This is a genomic window from Pseudomonas songnenensis, assembly GCF_003696315.1.
GTDB classification, from domain to species: Bacteria; Pseudomonadota; Gammaproteobacteria; order Pseudomonadales; family Pseudomonadaceae; genus Stutzerimonas; species Stutzerimonas songnenensis.
The window spans coordinates 265,617-282,657 of the sequence record NZ_RFFN01000001.1 but is presented as its reverse complement, the minus strand read 5'-3'; the positions used below and the strand labels follow the sequence as shown (position 1 = coordinate 282,657).

Annotated in this window: 19 protein-coding genes; 11 read left to right on the top strand and 8 right to left on the bottom strand. The window is 62.2% G+C overall.

Features of this window, described 5'->3' with window-relative positions; translation table 11 throughout:
- Position 1: 1 nt before the first annotated feature.
- From EA798_RS01350 to pilG, 5 genes are all read right to left on the bottom strand, one after another.
- Positions 2 to 868, bottom strand: a complete 867-nt coding sequence (locus tag EA798_RS01350; RefSeq protein WP_106158793.1) for a CheR family methyltransferase — start codon at positions 866 to 868, stop codon at positions 2 to 4.
- Positions 869 to 929: 61 nt separating this feature from the next.
- Positions 930 to 2,978, bottom strand: a complete 2,049-nt coding sequence (locus EA798_RS01345) for a methyl-accepting chemotaxis protein (RefSeq protein WP_122097792.1) — start codon at positions 2,976 to 2,978, stop codon at positions 930 to 932.
- A gap of 76 nt (positions 2,979 to 3,054) precedes the next feature.
- Positions 3,055 to 3,591 carry a chemotaxis protein CheW gene (locus EA798_RS01340; protein WP_038656183.1) on the bottom strand — a complete coding sequence of 179 codons (537 nt, stop codon included), beginning with the start codon at positions 3,589 to 3,591 and terminating at the stop codon, positions 3,055 to 3,057.
- 41 nt (positions 3,592 to 3,632) lie between these two features.
- Positions 3,633 to 3,998, bottom strand: a complete 366-nt coding sequence (gene pilH / locus EA798_RS01335) for a twitching motility response regulator PilH (protein ID WP_003297216.1) — start codon at positions 3,996 to 3,998, stop codon at positions 3,633 to 3,635.
- A gap of 43 nt (positions 3,999 to 4,041) precedes the next feature.
- Complete coding sequence (gene pilG / locus EA798_RS01330; protein WP_003282729.1) at positions 4,042 to 4,449, bottom strand: twitching motility response regulator PilG; 408 nt, start codon at positions 4,447 to 4,449, stop codon at positions 4,042 to 4,044.
- A 234-nt stretch (positions 4,450 to 4,683) separates the two neighbouring features.
- Between pilG and gshB the strand changes: the two genes are divergently transcribed.
- From gshB to EA798_RS01295, 7 genes are all read left to right on the top strand, one after another.
- Positions 4,684 to 5,634 carry a glutathione synthase gene (gene gshB / locus EA798_RS01325; protein WP_122097791.1) on the top strand — a complete coding sequence of 317 codons (951 nt, stop codon included), beginning with the start codon at positions 4,684 to 4,686 and terminating at the stop codon, positions 5,632 to 5,634.
- An 87-nt stretch (positions 5,635 to 5,721) separates the two neighbouring features.
- Positions 5,722 to 6,615, top strand: coding sequence for an energy transducer TonB (locus EA798_RS01320; protein ID WP_106157299.1), 894 nt, complete (start codon positions 5,722 to 5,724; stop codon positions 6,613 to 6,615).
- A gap of 64 nt (positions 6,616 to 6,679) precedes the next feature.
- Entirely contained in the window at positions 6,680 to 7,249 is a 570-nt protein-coding gene (locus EA798_RS01315) for a YqgE/AlgH family protein (RefSeq protein ID WP_122097790.1), read from the top strand.
- A complete protein-coding gene (gene ruvX, locus EA798_RS01310) occupies positions 7,246 to 7,674 on the top strand; it encodes a Holliday junction resolvase RuvX (RefSeq protein WP_106157297.1) in 429 nt (142 codons plus the stop codon). Before EA798_RS01315 ends, ruvX begins: the two co-directional genes overlap by 4 nt.
- A 22-nt stretch (positions 7,675 to 7,696) precedes the next feature.
- Positions 7,697 to 8,209 carry a bifunctional pyr operon transcriptional regulator/uracil phosphoribosyltransferase PyrR gene (gene pyrR / locus EA798_RS01305; protein ID WP_106157296.1) on the top strand — a complete coding sequence of 171 codons (513 nt, stop codon included), beginning with the start codon at positions 7,697 to 7,699 and terminating at the stop codon, positions 8,207 to 8,209.
- Between the two features lie 57 nt (positions 8,210 to 8,266).
- Positions 8,267 to 9,283: an aspartate carbamoyltransferase catalytic subunit gene (locus EA798_RS01300; RefSeq protein ID WP_015275299.1), complete on the top strand. Its 1,017-nt coding sequence runs from the start codon at positions 8,267 to 8,269 to the stop codon at positions 9,281 to 9,283.
- Complete coding sequence (locus EA798_RS01295; RefSeq protein ID WP_122097789.1) at positions 9,283 to 10,557, top strand: dihydroorotase; 1,275 nt, start codon at positions 9,283 to 9,285, stop codon at positions 10,555 to 10,557. Before EA798_RS01300 ends, EA798_RS01295 begins: the two co-directional genes overlap by 1 nt.
- Positions 10,558 to 10,635: 78 nt before the next feature.
- Here EA798_RS01295 and EA798_RS01290 read toward each other — a convergent pair whose 3' ends face one another.
- Positions 10,636 to 11,031, bottom strand: coding sequence for an NINE protein (locus tag EA798_RS01290; protein ID WP_003282737.1), 396 nt, complete (start codon positions 11,029 to 11,031; stop codon positions 10,636 to 10,638).
- Between the two features lie 133 nt (positions 11,032 to 11,164).
- Here EA798_RS01290 and EA798_RS01285 point away from each other — a divergent pair, with 133 nt between their 5' ends.
- Complete coding sequence (locus EA798_RS01285; RefSeq protein WP_106158792.1) at positions 11,165 to 12,376, top strand: putative DNA modification/repair radical SAM protein; 1,212 nt, start codon at positions 11,165 to 11,167, stop codon at positions 12,374 to 12,376.
- On the top strand, positions 12,376 to 13,212 hold the full coding sequence (locus tag EA798_RS01280) for a TIGR03915 family putative DNA repair protein (RefSeq protein ID WP_122097788.1): 837 nt from the start codon (positions 12,376 to 12,378) through the stop codon (positions 13,210 to 13,212). Before EA798_RS01285 ends, EA798_RS01280 begins: the two co-directional genes overlap by 1 nt.
- Here the strand turns inward: EA798_RS01280 and EA798_RS01275 are convergent.
- Together EA798_RS01275 and pilT are read right to left on the bottom strand one after the other, a co-directional pair.
- Entirely contained in the window at positions 13,209 to 14,354 is a 1,146-nt protein-coding gene (locus tag EA798_RS01275) for a PilT/PilU family type 4a pilus ATPase (RefSeq protein WP_106157292.1), read from the bottom strand. The two genes, EA798_RS01280 and EA798_RS01275, sit on opposite strands and share 4 nt — an antisense overlap.
- Positions 14,355 to 14,414: 60 nt before the next feature.
- Positions 14,415 to 15,449: a type IV pilus twitching motility protein PilT gene (pilT, locus tag EA798_RS01270; RefSeq protein ID WP_003303153.1), complete on the bottom strand. Its 1,035-nt coding sequence runs from the start codon at positions 15,447 to 15,449 to the stop codon at positions 14,415 to 14,417.
- A 65-nt stretch (positions 15,450 to 15,514) separates the two neighbouring features.
- On the opposite strand from pilT, the gene EA798_RS01265 reads away from it, so the two are divergent.
- A complete protein-coding gene (locus tag EA798_RS01265; RefSeq protein ID WP_122097787.1) occupies positions 15,515 to 16,204 on the top strand; it encodes a YggS family pyridoxal phosphate-dependent enzyme in 690 nt (229 codons plus the stop codon).
- A gap of 10 nt (positions 16,205 to 16,214) precedes the next feature.
- Positions 16,215 to 17,039: a pyrroline-5-carboxylate reductase gene (gene proC, locus EA798_RS01260; protein WP_122097786.1), complete on the top strand. Its 825-nt coding sequence runs from the start codon at positions 16,215 to 16,217 to the stop codon at positions 17,037 to 17,039.
- Positions 17,040 to 17,041 lie beyond the last annotated feature (2 nt).

Below are 17,041 nucleotides of genomic sequence, written 5' to 3'. Positions count from 1 at the left end.
CTCATAAACTTTTCCGGGTAAAAGCCAGAACCTGATCGTTGGCCACCGGAAGCAATTCCGGATGCTGCCAACCAACCACTTCACCTACGCCAATCACCAGCAATCCCCCAGGGACCAGGCAATCCGCCAGGCGGTTGAGGATCTCTCGGCGACGCCAGCGGCGGAAGTAGATCAGCAAGTTCTGACAAAAAATGACGTCCATGCCGGACACTGGCGAGTTGGCCAGTTCAAGCACATTGAGCCTGGCAAAGCACACACGTGCAGCCAGGTCGGGAATGATCTGAAAACGAGCATCGGGCAGCGGTAGAAAATAGCGCTCGCGCAACGGCGTCTCGACCTGCTCCAGTTTGCGAGCGCCATAGATTCCGGCACGGGACTTCGCCAGGGCACTCAGACTGATATCGGTTCCGGTTACGCCGAAGCCGCCATTGAGGTCGCATCCGGCCAGTACTTCTGCAGTAGCCATGGCCAGCGAAAACGTTTCTTCGCCACTGGCGCAACCTACACTCCACAAGGCGAGGGGTCGCTCGAGCGCACCCTGTTCTACGCGCTGCCGGAGATAGCCATCGAGCAGTTCAAACGAAGCAGGGTGCCGAAAAAAACGCGTTTCCTGCACGGTCAACCTGTCCATGAGCGTCGACCACTCAACCGCACCACGAGGACCAGAGGTGACCTGCCGATAGTAGCTGGCGTAGTCGGGAGCACCGACCTCGCGCATGCGAGCACTCAGGTTGGTCTGCAGGAAGCTGCGCCTGCGTTCGCTAACGACCATGCCGGAGCGCTCTTCGAGGAGCGTCTGCCAGTCATGGAACTCCGTCGGCGACATATCGGCCAAGGGCTCCAATGCCCAGTCAAACCTCGGCTGCATGCCCTGCCCCTCGCTCGTGATCATCAGCGGCAGCCATCAAACGACTGCCGCACCCCTCAAATCAGGCCTGATCCGGAGCATCCGGCAGGGTAAAGCCGGAAACGGAATGGCGCATCTCGTTGGCCATCTTGGCCAAATTACCAATGCTTTTCGCCGTTGCGGTGGTACCCGATGAGGTCTGCGAGGTGATCTCCTGGATCACGTTCATGGTGTTGGAGATGTGGCCTGCCGACGAAGCCTGCTGACGGGCCGCGTTGGAGATGTTCTGGATGAGCGCCGCAAGCGTCTTGGATACCTTTTCGATCTCTTCCAGTGCCACACCGGCGTCCTGCGCCAGACGCGCACCGCGCACTACTTCCGAGGTGGTCTGTTCCATCGAGATGACCGCCTCGTTGGTGTCGGTCTGAATGGTCTTCACCAGCGCCTCGATCTGCTTGGTCGCTGCCGAAGAACGCTCTGCGAGGCGCTGAACCTCGTCGGCTACCACCGCGAAGCCTCGACCCGCGTCGCCAGCCATGGATGCCTGGATTGCAGCGTTGAGTGCGAGAATGTTGGTCTGGTCGGCAATGTCGTTAATCAGGCTGACGATGTCACCGATCTCCTGAGACGATTCGCCAAGTCGCTTGATTCGCTTGGAGGTGTCCTGAATCTGCTCGCGGATGTTATCCATACCAGTGATGGTGTTGTGCACCACCTCGTTGCCCTTGTTGGCAATGGCTACCGAGCGCTCCGCTACCGCCGACGACTCCGCGGCGTTGGCCGATACCTGGTCAATGGAAACGGCCATTTCGTTGATTGCCGCCGACGCACCGGCGATCTCCTGCGCCTGATGCTCGGAGGCCTCGGCGAGGTGCATGGCCGTCGCCTGGGTTTCCTGGGCGGCGCCCGATACCTGTACCGCGGTCTGGTTAATGGTGGCTACCAGTTCGCGCAGCTGGTCGATGGAGTAGTTGATCGAGTCAGCGATCGCACCGGTGAAGTCTTCGGTTACGGTGGCGGCTACCGTCAGGTCACCGTCAGCGAGGTCACCGATTTCGTCCAGCAGTCGCAGAATCGCGGCCTGGTTACGTTCGTTCTTCTCGGCGGTTTCGCTCAGGCGGCGACGTGTCTCCTGAACCATCACCAGGCCGATCAGGATGATGGACGCCAGCGCCAATGCACCGAGCACATAACCAACAATGGTGTTCAGGTAGCGGGCATCGGCACGGTTCTGCAGGCCTTGCGACAGCGCGGATGTCTTGTCCAGCAGGGTCTGAGAGACTTCGAAGATGCTGTTCGCCGACTCGCGCACCTGGAACAGCTCGGGCGACGTTTCGAGAATCTCATCCACCGAGCCGGATACGAACTGGAAGAGTTCGGCGATCTCGGAGAGACGATCCCGTGCCTCTTCATCGGCTACAGCGGTAATCCCCATCGCGACGTTGCCTTCGATCATCGCGTTCAATACGCGACCGAACAAACTGGCATCACGACCAAACATATCCGCCGCCTGAACCGAGTCCTGGTCACCGGAAAGAACCTTGTTTACCGAGCCGAGAATACGTTCGGCGAGCAGCGACTGGCGCTGGGCCACCGACACCTGAGCGGCAGGCGCACCACTCTCCAACAGAATATCGACGACTTCCTCGTACTCGACCTGTAGCTGGGGAATGGTTTCGGCCAGAGTACTGGCTACCTGGTGCAACGAAAGGACGGTCTGCTCACTGGAAAGAATGGCGTCGGTATCACGACGTAGCGTGTTCCAGTCCTGCTCCACCGCGTTGACTTCCGTGCGCAGCGACTCGGGCACGGCGGGCAGGCCGATGCTTTCGTTGCCTTGCGACAGGTAGCCCCAGCGCTGGTTGAAGTCATTACGGGCCTGCTTCAGAGAAGCAAACGCTTCCTGGGTGCCCGTTGCCGCTTCCACAGCATCCTTGGCGATCTGCTGGGACAGTACGCGCAGCTCTCCCGCGTGAGCGATGTATTCGTTGTCGTAATCCGCCTGCGTATTGACGTACGCGAAGTTCGCGAACAGCAATACGATCGAAACGACCAATACGACGAACAAACCGGTGGTCAGCGTATTGCTGCGCACCCCACTCAATAGAGCATTAGCATTTATTTTGATCATTATCCGGCCCCCGCCTGGACCCCCGTGCGCTTCCATCCAAGAACCAAAAGGCCGACCTTGGTCGACCCACCTACAACTAAAAAGCGACGTCTAAAAACGCCTGATGCGTCGCCAGTGCGTGCGGGCTGAAGACCAGCCAGGGCTGCTCGCGCTGAAACACACCATGAATAAACGGCTGAATCGATGCTTCGATCGGAGGCAACTCCTCCGAAAAAGCTTCTACCGGGAAGTGCTGCATGCCGAAGACTTCGTCAACGGTAAGGCCGGCAAACACTTCCTGATGATCGACCACCAGCACCCTGCGCTGCTTGCGCAAAGGCGAAAGCTCCAAGCCGAAGTAGCCGCAAAGATCCATCACCGGCAACAACCTGCCGCGGACGTTTGCCACCCCCTTGACCCAGCTCTTGACGCCAGGAAGCAGGGTGTAACGGGGCTCATGAAGAATTTCACCGACCTCGCCCATTGGAGCGACGAACAAACGCCCCCCCATTCGGAAGCCGATCCCTCCCCAGGTCTGTACGGCTTCCTGCTGAGAAGGCAGGCCCGCCGCGTACAGGCGGCATCGCTTATCTAGCTCCAGCAGCTGCTGAAACGGCGTTTGCATGTCAGCCATGCTGGCCACGTCCCTTTGTCCGAGTGTTGGCTACCCCGGCGTCAGCCCGCCAGAACGGCATTCAGGGTTTTCAGCAATGTGGCTTCGTCCACCGGCTTGGTCAGGTAATCCTTCGCCCCTTGGCGTTTGCCCCAGACCTTATCGGTTTCCTGATCCTTGGTGGTAACGATGATCACCGGAATGTGACTGGTTTCAGAATCTTTGGTCAGCTGACGCGTGGCCTGGAAACCATTCAGCCCCGGCATGACGATATCCATCAGCACGGCGTCCGGTTTTTCCTGGCGTGCCAGCGCAACGCCATCGGCACCATTCTCGGCTTTCAGCACCACATGGCCGTGCTTTTCCAGCATGGCGGTGAGCTTGTACATTTCGGTCGGCGAATCATCAACAATCAGAACGCGAGCCATGATTTCTCCATAGGAAGGCTTCAGCGGCAAACAATGCCGAACTTCAGGATGCTTGCTCCACCGGTGCGAAGTCAGGGACATGAGCCTTGATCGCACCGAGCAGCTCTTCTTTGCTGAACGGCTTGGTGAGGTATTGATCGGAGCCGACAATACGCCCTTTCGCCTTATCGAACAGGCCATCTTTGGAAGACAGCATGATCACCGGCGTCGACTTGAAGGAGCTGTTGTTCTTGATCAACGCGCAGGTCTGATATCCGTCCAGCCTGGGCATCATAATATCGACGAAGATGATGCGGGGATGAGTATCCGCAATCTTGGCGAGCGCATCGAAACCGTCCACTGCGGTGATGACATCGCATCCTACTTTCTTCAGCAGGGTTTCAGCGGTACGACGAATCGTTTTCGAATCGTCGATCACCATGACCTTCAAGCCCTCGGAGTGCTGTTCCATTTCGCCCTACCATCGCCTCGGTGAGTCGTAGTTTATCGTTATGTCAGTGCGCCGGAGGCCCTGCCACCGATGGGCTGCACCCAATCGCCGGACCTTTTTAGCACACTCCTCATGCACACGCTATCAACCGGAAAAGCATCCGGATTTTCCTTGACCCAGTGCACAACCGCGGCCAATCTGCAGCGACATTTTTGAGCCACTGGCGGCCCGCCGCCCACTGCCGGAGAACACCTCATGACCGTTCGCGTCGGGATCATCATGGACCCTATCGCGCAGATCGCCTTCAAGAAGGACAGCTCGCTGGCCATGCTGCTGGCGGCCCAGGCGCGCGGCTGGACACTGTTTTATATGGAGCAACGCGATCTTTATCAGCTCGGCAACCAGGCTCGTGCACGCATGCGTCCGCTACGGGTATTCAACGACCTGCAGCACTGGTTCGAGACGGATGAGGAAATCGACGCAGCCCTTGCTGACCTGAACGTGATCCTCATGCGCAAGGATCCGCCATTCAACAGCGAGTATATCTACGCAACCTATCTGCTGGAGCTGGCGGAAAAGGCGGGAACGCTGGTAGTCAACCGACCGCACAGCCTGCGCGACTGCAACGAAAAATTTTTCGCCACGCAATTTCCGCAATGCACGCCTCCGACACTGGTCAGTCGGCGCTCGGACATTCTCCGCGACTTCGCCCGCGAGCACCGTGACATCATTCTCAAACCCCTCGACGAGATGGGCGGCGCCTCGATTTTTCGTCATCGCGAAGGCGACCCCAACCTGTCCGTCATTCTCGAGGTACTGACCGAGCACGGCAGCCGACAGATCATGGCGCAGCGCTACATCCCCGCCATCAAGGACGGCGACAAGCGCATCCTGATGATCGATGGAGAGCCGATTCCCTATTGCCTGGCACGGATTCCCGCAGCGGGTGAAACACGTGGCAATCTCGCCGCGGGCGGGCGAGGTGTAGCGCAGCCGCTATCGGACCGTGATCGCGAGATCGCTGCAATCGTCGGCCCGGAATTGCGCAAGCGCGGCCTGCTGTTTGTCGGTCTGGACGTAATCGGTGACTACCTCACCGAAATCAACATCACCAGCCCCACCTGCATCCGCGAAATCGACAACGCCTTTGATACCCGAATCGGCGAGCGCCTCATGGACGCGATCGCGGGCAAGCTGCAAGCTTGAACCAGCTAACAGCTTTGAGCTTGGAGCTTGCGGCTCCGAGCTCAAAGCCGGCAGACTGCGCGGCACTTCGAGCCGACCCGACCTGCAATGAACGCCGCTATCCGCCAACCCGCGCCTGAAACTACCCGAGTCCGCCCCGCGGACCGGCTCGGCTTCACGCTTTTTCTGGCTGCTGCATTGCACCTGGCCCTTATTCTCGGCCTGGGTTTCACGCTGTCCGAACCAAAACAGATCAGCAAGACACTGGAAATCACCCTGTCAACGTTCAAGAGCGAGGAGAAACCCAAGGAAGCAGACTTTCTCGCCCAGGACAACCAGCAGGGCAGCGGCACGCTGGAGCACAAGGCGTCGCCAAAGACCACCGAGCAGGCGCCCTTTCAGGACACCGAGGTACGCAAGGTAACGCCACCGGCGGCACCACCGCGCAGCACGCAACCGGAACCGGCGAAAACAGTCGTCACCACCCGCAGCCGGCAGCCGGACAAGGCCGATACCAAGCAGCAGACCCAGCCGCAACCCGAGCCGCAGGCTGCTCCGGCATTCGACAGCTCTCAGCTGAGCGCCGAAATCGCCAGCCTCGAAGCCGAGCTGGCACAGGAAGTCGAGCGCTATGCCAAACGCCCAAGGGTCAGCCGGCAGAATAGCGCTGCCACCATGCGCGACATCAGCGCCTGGTATCGCGATGAGTGGCGCAAGAAGGTTGAACGCATCGGTAATCTCAACTACCCGGACGAAGCGCGTCGCCAGCAGATCTACGGGAGCCTGCGCATGCTGGTGACCATCAACCGTGACGGGACGGTACAAGAGTTGCGCGTGATCGAGTCGTCCGGCCAACCGGTGCTCGACGAAGCCGCGCTACGAATCGTGCGCCTGGCCGCACCTTTCGCGCCATTTACTGGCGAGCTGGCGCAGAAATTCGATCAGGTCGAGATCATTCGCACCTGGCGCTTCGAGCGCGGCGACAAGCTCTCCAGCCGCTGACCCATCACAGGACCAACCGTCGCACCTGTAGCCTGGAAGCAGAGCAACGCTTAAGCTAGCGCGCATGAAAAGCACCGCGCCCAGTTACCTCAAGCATCACTTTCTGATCGCCATGCCCCAGATGGCCGATCCGAACTTTGCCCAGACGCTGATCTACCTCATCGAGCACGGCGCCGAGGGCGCCATGGGCCTGATCATCAATCGACCGAACGGACTGAGTCTGGCCGATGTGCTGGAACAGCTGCGCCCGGACGAACCGATTCCATCACTGTGCCAGAGCCTGCCGATCTTCTCCGGCGGACCGGTGCAGACAGATCGCGGCTTCGTCCTGCATTCTGCCGATCAGCAATTTCAGGCCACGCTGTCGCTCGGCCCGCTCGGCATGTCCACATCGCAGGATGTGCTGTTCGCCATCGCCGACGGCCAAGGCCCCGCCCGGCATTTCATCGCTCTGGGCTACGCTGGCTGGGAAGCAGGACAGCTGGAGGCCGAGCTGGCTGACAACGCCTGGCTCAGTTGCCCGGCGAGCACGGAAATCCTCTTCGATCTGCCCTACGACCAGCGCCTGAACGCAGCCGCCGCATCGCTGGGAGTCGACCTGCGCCTGCTCAGCACTCAGGTCGGCCACGCATGAGCACGCCTCGTCTGCTGCTTGGCTTCGATTACGGCACCAAACAGATTGGCGTTGCCGTCGGCCAGATGATCACCGGGCAGGCGCGCGAGCTCTGCGTGCTCAAGGCGCAGAACGGAACGCCGGACTGGCAGCAGATCGAGGCGCTTATGCGTGAATGGCAGCCCGATGCGCTGGTCGTCGGCCTGCCCCTGAATATGGATGGCACGCCAAGCGACATGAGCGCCCGGGCCGAAAAATTTGCGCGCCGACTCCATGGCCGCTTCAACCTGCCGGTTCACACCCACGACGAGCGCCTGACCACGTTCGAAGCCAAAGGCGAGCGTCTACGCCAGGGCCAGCATGGCGGCTACCGCGACCGCCCCGTGGATGCCCTGGCCGCAGCCCTATTACTGGAAGGCTGGCTGAGCGATCACCCTGCCGCCTGATCCGGACCCGTAAGGAGACCCCATGATCCTGCCCAACCCCGAACAGCTGCTGCCCGAGATGGTCGCCGCACTGAAGCAGTACCTGAGCGACCGTGACATCCAGGAGCCACGCTTCATCGGCATCCGCACCGGCGGCGTATGGATCGCCCAGGCGATGCTCGCAGCACGGGGGCAGAACGAACCGCTCGGCATCCTCGACGTCTCCTTCTATCGCGATGACTTCACCCAGAAGGGTTTGCATCCCCAGGTGCAGCCATCGGAACTGCCATTTGAGATCGAAGGGCAGCACCTGGTACTGATCGACGATGTACTGATGACCGGCCGCACCATCCGCGCCGCGCTCAACGAGCTGTTCGATTACGGACGCCCCGCCAGCGTGACGCTGGTCTGCCTGCTCGACCTGAACGCCCGCGAACTGCCGATTCGCCCCGACGTAGTCGGCGCCACTCTGTCGTTGGCGCCAGAGCAGCGCATCAAGCTGATCGGGCCGACCCCCCTGGCCCTCGAGCAACAGACGGAAACCAGCCCCTCCTGAGCGAGTCGGTAGCTTCCGCACTACAGTCCATCTCCAGCCGCCCACCGAGATTCTGCGATGACGCCCACCGACGCCAAGCGCCCGCTACAGCTGAACGACCAAGGCCAGCTGCGCCACTTCCTCTCACTCGACGGCCTACCCCGCGAGTTGCTCACGGAGATCCTCGACACCGCTGACTCTTTCCTCGAAGTCGGCGCCCGGGCCGTGAAGAAGGTCCCGCTGTTACGCGGCAAGACGGTCTGCAACGTGTTCTTCGAGAACTCCACACGCACCCGCACGACCTTCGAACTGGCGGCCCAGCGGTTGTCGGCAGACGTGATCACGTTGAACGTGTCGACCTCCTCCACCAGCAAGGGCGAAACCCTGACCGACACGCTGCGCAACCTGGAAGCCATGGCGGCGGACATGTTCGTGGTACGCCATGCCGACTCCGGTGCCGCGCACTTCATCGCCGAGCATGTCAGCCCCCAGGTCGCGGTGATCAACGGCGGCGACGGGCGCCATGCGCACCCGACGCAGGGCATGCTCGACATGCTCACCATTCGCCGGCACAAGGGCAGCTTCGAAAATCTCTCGGTCGCGATCGTCGGTGACATCCTGCATTCGCGGGTAGCGCGCTCGAACATGCTGGCGCTGAAGACGCTTGGCTGCCCGGATATCCGCGTCATCGCACCGAAGACCCTGCTTCCCGAAGGCATCGAGCAGTACGGCGTGCGCGTGTTCACCGACATGAACGAAGGCCTGCGTGACGTCGATGTGGTGATCATGCTGCGCCTGCAGCGCGAGCGCATGCAGGGCGGCCTGCTGCCCAGCGAAGGGGAGTTCTACAAGCTCTACGGCCTGAACACCCAGCGCCTGGCACTGGCCAAGCCCGACGCCATCGTCATGCACCCGGGCCCGATCAACCGCGGCGTAGAGATCGAGTCGGCGGTGGCTGACGGCCCGCAATCGGTGATCCTCAATCAGGTCACCTATGGCATCGCCATTCGCATGGCCGTGCTGTCCATGGCGATGAGCGGCCAGACTGCGCAGCGCCAGATCGATTCTGAATCCGTATCCGAGGAGCAGCAGTGATGGTGGCAACCCGAATCCTCGGCGCACACGTGATCGACCCCGTCAGCGGGCGCAACGAAATCGCCGATATCTACCTGCAGCACAGCAAGATCGCCGCGATCGGCGAGGCGCCAGCCGGCTTCGAAACACAACGGACCATCGATGCTCAAGGGCTGACCGCCGCACCCGGCCTGGTCGATCTCGCGGTAGCCCTGCGCGAGCCTGGCTACAGTCGCAAAGGCAGCATTGCCAGCGAAACCCTGGCGGCCGCAGCCGGCGGCATCACCAGCCTGTGCTGCCCGCCGCAGACGCGCCCGGTCCTGGACACTGCGGCAGTCACCGAGCTGATCCTCGATCGTGCCCGCGAATCAGGCCATGCCAAGGTCTTTCCCATCGGCGCGCTGACGCGCAATCTGGCCGGCGAGCAGCTGTCCGAGCTGGTCGCATTGCGTGAAGCCGGCTGCGTCGCCTTCGGCAATGGCCTTACCGAATTTGCCAGCAACCGCAACCTGCGCCGTGCCCTGGAATACGCCGCCACCTTCGATCTGACGGTGATCTTCCACTCCCAGGATCACGATCTGGCTGAAGGCGGGCTTGCTCACGAAGGTGCCGCCGCCAGCTTCCTCGGCCTGTCGGGGATTCCGGAGACCGCGGAAACCGTGGCACTGGCGCGCAATCTGCTGCTGGTGGAGCGCTCCGGTGTTCGCGCGCATTTCGCCCAGCTGACCAGCGCCCGGGGCGCGGAGATGATCGCCCAGGCACAGGCTCGCGGCCTGCCGGTGACGGCCGACGTGGCGATGTATCAGCTGATCCTCACCGACGAAGCGCTGCATGGGTTCTCCAGCCTGTATCACGTGCAGCCGCCACTGCGCAGCGCAGCGGATCGCGATGGCCTGCGCGAGGCAGTGAAGGCCGGTGTGATCTCGGCGATTTCCAGCCATCACCAGCCACACGAGGCCGACGCCAAACTGGCCCCGTTCGGCGAAACCGAACCGGGTATCAGCAGTGCCGAAATCCTGCTGCCCCTGGCGCTGACATTGGTGGACGACGGCTTGCTCGATCTGCCGACAATGCTGGCGCGGTTGACCAGCGGGCCCGCTGCAGCGCTACGCCTGCCGGCCAGCACCCTGCAAGCTGGCCAACCTGCGGACCTGGTACTGTTCGATCGACACAGTTCGACCCGGGTCGGCGAGCGCTGGTATTCCAAAGGCCGCAATTGCCCGTTCATGGGCCACTGCCTGCCGGGCGCGGTGCGCTACACCATCGTCGACGGCCACATCAGCTTCGAAGGCTGATGCGAAAGATCTGCGCAGGCTGGACATCAACCCGTCCATGCCTGCGAGATCTCCAGCGTACTTACCTGCCCTACTCCTTCAGCTCCGCGCCAGATTGCGCTCGGATATCTGCGAGTTCAGCGTCCAGAAGTCGTAGAGCACACCGATGAAGAACAAGCCGCCGGTAAACAGGTAGAGGATCCCGGTGATCCACTTGCCCTGGTACATGCGATGCACGCCGAACACACCGAGGAAGGTCAGCAGTATCCAGCCGACCGTGTAGTCGATGGGCCCCGGCTGGAAGCGCATGTCCGCTTCACGATCCATCGATGGAATCAGAAACAGGTCGATGATCCAGCCGACGAAGAACAGGCCGAGGGTGAAGAACCAGATGGTGCCGGTGATGGGTTTGCCGTAGTAGAAGCGATGGGAGCCGAGAAAACCGAATATCCACAGGAGATAGCCGATCAGCGTGCTATGGGTGTTCTGCTGCATCCGAACCTCGACGTGCAATTGAAGAGTGACGTTCAGCTTATCCGATAATGCGCCTGAACCGCCCCGCCAGACGGGCCTTGCCGCTATGCGCAACCGTGATACTGTATATGCAAACAGTATCACGGTCATCATCATGCAATTGATCGACAAACTCAGCGTGCTCGCCGACGCGGCCAAGTACGACGTTTCCTGCGCCAGCAGCGGCGCGCCGAAGCGCAGCTCGAAGGGCAAGAGCGGACTCGGCGCGACCAGTGGCATGGGCATCTGCCACAGTTTCACGCCGGATGGGCGCTGTGTCGCGCTGCTGAAGATCCTGCTGACCAACTTCTGCCTGTACGACTGCCAGTACTGCGTCAATCGCCGCTCCAGCGATGTGCCGCGGGCGCGCTTCACGCCGGAAGAAGTGGTCAGCCTGACGCTCGACTTCTACCGGCGCAACTGCATCAGCGGCCTGTTTCTCAGCTCCGGCATCATCCGCTCGGCGGACTACACCATGGAACAGCTGGTGCGGGTCGCCAGGCTGCTGCGTGAGGAGCACGAGTTTCGCGGCTACATCCACCTCAAGACCATTCCCGACGCCGACCCACTGCTGATCGCCGAAGCCGGCCGCTACGCCGACCGGCTCAGCGTGAACATCGAACTGCCGACCGAAACCAGCCTGATCCGCCTGGCGCCGGAAAAGCAGGTGGTGACCATCAAGCAGGCCATGCACACCATTCACCAGGGCGAAACCGAGGCCAGCGCGGAGCGGCGGGCACCGCGCTTCGCGCCTGCCGGGCAGAGCACGCAGATGATCGTTGGCGCCGACAACACCGACGACAGCACCATCCTGCATACCGCGCAGTCGCTGTACGGCAGCTATCGACTGCGCCGGGTCTACTATTCGGCCTTCAGCCCGATTCCGCACAGCCCCAATACCGTGCCTTTCGCGGCACCACCGCTGATGCGCGAGCATCGCCTGTATCAGGCCGACTTCCTCATGCGAGGCTACGGCTTCAAGGCCGGGGAGCTGCTCAGCGGGCCAGGCAACCTTGCGCTGGATATCGATCCCAAGCTGGCATGGGCGCTGGCGCACCGCGACCAGTTTCCGGTGGACCTCAACCGCGCCGAACCGACGATGATCGCCCGCATTCCCGGAATCGGCATGCTCAGCGCGAAACGCCTGGTGGATCTGCGCCGGCAGAAGCGCATCCGCTTCGAGGATCTGACCCGTCTGCGCTGCTCGCTCGAGAAAGCCAAACCCTTCGTCATCACTCAGGATTACCGGCCAAGCCTGGCAGGACACGAGTCGGCCATGCTGCGCCAGCATCTGCGCGACACGCCCGCACAACTGGCGCTCTGGTAATGCTCACGGTGCGTTTCGATGGAAGCTTCCAGGAGTGGCGACTTCAGGCTCGCGCGCTGCTGCAGCGCCGCGTCGCGCCACATGAGGTGAACTGGGCCAGCGACGCTGAATCGACAGGGCTGTTCGACGATCCCTCGCCGGCACCTTCAACGGAAGACGGACCGCGCATTCGCATCCCGAGGCAACTGCTGGACGAACTCGAAATGGCCGCACGCTATCGCACCGAGCAGCGCTGGGGCCTGCTGTACCGCGTGCTCTGGCGAGTCAACCAGGGCGACTCGAGTGCGCGAATGGTCGGCGACATCGATGGCAGCGAGCTGCATGGGCGTATCAAGGCAGTCCGTCGCGAGGCCCATCATCTGCATGCCTTTCTTCGCTTCAGCCCACTGCAGACCAGTGATGGGCCGCAGCACGTCGCCTGGTTCGAACCTGCGCACGACGTACTGCCCTGGGCGGCGGGACACTTCGCCGAACGGATGGGTGGCAACAGCTGGCTGATCGCGACGCCGCAAGAAGGAGTTTGCTGGGATGGCCGGGAGATGTACTACACCCGCCCCTGCCCGCCACCGTGGCGGCAGCTGGCGCAGAACGCAGCGGACCCCGGCGGCGAGCTATGGAAGGCGTATTACGAAAGCACGTTCAACCCGGCCCGGCTGAACCGCGGCGTACTGGAAAGCAACCTGCCTGTGCGTTTCTGGAAGAATCTGCCCGAAGGCATGCTGATCCCGCAGTTGATGAGCCGCGCGCGTGCCGGTGCGCAGCGTGACGGCCAGGCCGAGCGCGTCGCCGCCAGAAGCGGCAAGCGCATCGGCCGGGAGGCAAAACCGGCCGACTAGCGGAAGCTGCGGCCCGGATCCTCGTCACTGACCTCCAGGCTAAGGCCTTGCGACACGCTGGTCAGATGTTCGCCATCGGTTTCCGATCCCAGCTTGATCAGCAGGCGCAGGTCGTTGGCCGAATCGGCGTGCAGCAACGCATCTTCGTAGGTGATTTCACCCTGCACATAGAGGTTGTACAGCGCCTGGTCGAAGGTCTGCATGCCCAGCTCGGTGGAGCGCTTCATCAGCGACTTGAGCTCATGCACCTCGCCCTTGCGGATCAGGTCGGCCGCCAGCGGCGTATTGATCAGCACCTCGATCACCGCACGACGCCCCTTGCCGTCAGGCGTCGGCACCAGCTGCTGGGCGACGATGGCCTTGAGATTGAGCGACAGATCCATCCACACCTGGTTGTGACGATCCGGCGGGAAGAAGTTGATGATACGGTCCAGCGCCTGGTTCGCGTTGTTGGCGTGCAGGGTCGCCAGACAGAGGTGACCGGTTTCGGCGAAGGCCACGGCGTAGTCCATGGTTTCACGGGTGCGGATCTCGCCGATGAGGATCACGTCCGGCGCCTGGCGCAGGGTGTTCTTCAGGGCCACTTCGAACGAACTGGTATCGATACCGACTTCGCGCTGGGTGACGATGCAGTTCTGATGCTGGTGGATGAATTCGATCGGGTCTTCGATGGAGATGATGTGCCCGCTGGAATTCTTGTTGCGGTAGCCGATCATCGAAGCCAGCGAGGTCGACTTGCCGGTACCGGTGGCCCCGACGAACAGCACCAGCCCGCGTTTGGTCATCGACAGCTTCTTGAGGACGTCCGGCAGCTTCAGCTCTTCGATGGTCGGAATGTTGGTTTCAATACGCCGCAGCACCATGCCGGCCAGGTTGCGCTGGTAGAAGGCGCTGACGCGGAAACGGCCAATACCACGGGCGCTGATGGCGAAGTTGCACTCGTGGTTCTCGGTGAACTCGCGGCGCTGCTGCTCGTTCATCACGCCGTGCACGGTCTCGCGGGTCATCTCCGGGGACATCGCGGTCTTGCTGACCGGCATGATCTTGCCGTTGACCTTCATCGAAGGCGGCACGCCGGCCGTGATGAACAGATCGGAGCCGCCCTTTTCCACCATCAGGCGCAGAAGTTTCTCGAATTCCATCGTTGTACTCGCAATCGTGGCAAGCACCGCATCGGGCGGCGCCCCTGGGTTGTCAGGCGTTTAGAAGTTCTCTGGCTGCTTGGCCTTTTCCTTGGCGCTGTCTCGCGAGATCAGCCCTTTGGCGAGCAGCCCCTTGAGGCATGAGTCGAGGGTCTGCATGCCCAGCGAGCCACCGGTCTGGATCGAGGAATACATCTGCGCCACCTTGTCCTCGCGGATCAGGTTACGGATCGCCGGCGTGCCGATCATGATCTCGTGGGCCGCCACACGGCCGCCGCCAACCTTCTTCAGCAGGGTCTGCGAGATTACCGCCTGCAGCGATTCGGAGAGCATCGAACGGACCATGGACTTTTCTTCGGCCGGGAACACGTCGACCACGCGGTCGATGGTCTTGGCGGCGGAGGTGGTGTGCAGGGTGCCGAACACCAGGTGGCCGGTTTCCGCAGCGGTCAGCGCCAGGCGAATGGTTTCCAGGTCGCGCATCTCGCCCACCAGGATGATGTCCGGGTCTTCCCGCAGTGCCGAACGCAGTGCCTCGGAGAAGCCCAGGGTGTCACGATGGACCTCGCGCTGGTTGACCAGGCACTTCTTCGATTCGTGAACGAATTCGATGGGGTCCTCGATGGTAAGGATGTGGTGGTACTTGGTGTTGTTCAGGTAATCGAGCATCGCCGCCAGGGTGGTCGACTTGCCCGAGCCGGTCGGTCCGGTGACCAGCACCAGCCCGCGCGGCACATCGGTGATCTTGCGGAACACCTCGCCCATCCCCAGGTCTTCCATGGTCAGCACCTTGGAGGGAATGGTCCGGAACACCGCGCCGGAACCGCGATTCTGGTTGAACGCGTTGACGCGAAAACGCGCCACGCCCGGCACTTCGAACGAGAAGTCGGTTTCCAGGAATTCCTCGAAATCCTTGCGCTGCTTGTCGTTCATGATGTCGTAGATCAGCGCATGCACCTGCTTGTGGTCCATGGCCGGCAGGTTGATGCGCCGCACGTCGCCATCGACGCGAATCATCGGCGGCAGGCCGGCGGAAAGGTGCAAATCCGACGCACCCTGCTTGGCACTGAAGGCCAGCAGTTCTGTGATATCCATGGGACTCCCCAATTACAAGCAAGCAGGTAGAATGCCGCGCAGACCCAAGGCGGCGGGCGCAAGTAATGTCCACGATAGAGAAGAATATTGCAAAGGTCGCAGCGCGCATCCGTGAGGCGGCGCAAGCTGTGGATCGCGACCCGGCCACGGTAGGGCTGCTGGCGGTGAGCAAGACTCAGCCGGCCGCCGCCATTCGCGAGGCTGCGGCTGCCGGCATCCGCGATTTCGGCGAGAACTATCTGCAGGAAGCGCTGGACAAGCAGGCCGAACTGAGCGACCTGCCGCTGGCCTGGCACTTCATCGGCCCCATCCAATCGAACAAGACCAAATCCATCGCCGAGCACTTCGACTGGGTGCACTCGGTGGACCGCCTGAAGATCGCCCAGCGCCTGTCCGATCAGCGCCCCGCAGCACTGCCGCCGCTGAATATATGCCTGCAGGTGAATGTCAGCGGCGAGGCGAGCAAGTCCGGCTGCGCGCCAGAGGAATTGCCACAGCTGGCGCAGGCCGTCGCCGCGATGCCGCACCTGCGTTTGCGTGGGCTGATGTGTATTCCCGCACCGAGCGAAGACCCCGCCGAGCAGCGCGCCGCCTTTGCCCGCCTGCGCGCATTGCGCGATGAACTGCCACTGACACTGGATACGCTGTCCATGGGCATGAGCCAGGACCTCGAAGCGGCAATTGCCGAAGGCGCGACCTGGGTCCGCATCGGCACCGCACTGTTCGGCGCCCGTGATTACGGGCGCCCTCAATAAAGGAATCGCTATGACCTCTCCCCGCATCGCCTTTATCGGCGCCGGCAACATGGCCGCCAGCCTGATCGGTGGGCTGCGCGCCCAAGGCGTCGCTGCCGATGCCATCCGCGCCAGCGATCCAGGCGTCGAGCAGCGCGCGAAGATCAGCGCCGAGCATGGCATCCAGACCTTCGCGCAGAACGCTGACGCATTGGCCAACGCCGATGTGGTGGTGCTGTCGGTCAAGCCGCAGGTCATGCAGACGGTTTGTCAGGATCTGGCGCCCTGTCTGGAGCACGCCCCCTTGATCGTCTCGATCGCCGCCGGCATCAGCTGCGACAGCCTGCAGCGCTGGCTGGGCCCACGACCGCAGGCGATCGTGCGCTGCATGCCCAACACACCGGCGCTGTTGCGCCAGGGCGTCAGCGGCCTGTTCGCCAATGCGCAGGTCAGCGACGCGCAGAAGCAGCAGGCGGAGCAGCTACTGTCGGCCGTCGGCATTGCCCTGTGGCTCGACGAGGAACACCTGATCGATGCGGTGACTGCCGTTTCCGGAAGCGGGCCGGCCTATTTCTTCCTGCTGATCGAAGCGATGACCGCCGCCGGCGAGCAGCTCGGCCTGCCCCGCGAGACGGCCGCACGCCTGACCATGCAGACGGCGCTGGGCGCCGCACGCATGGCCTGCGAGAGCGACGTCGATGCCGCCGAACTGCGTCGCTGCGTCACTTCACCGAACGGAACCACCGAAGCGGCGATCAAAGCCTTCCAGGCCGGCGGCTTCGAGCAACTCGTGCAGCAGGCGCTGAACGCCGCCGCACAACGCTCGGCCGAGCTGGCCGAACAACTGGGCCAATAAGG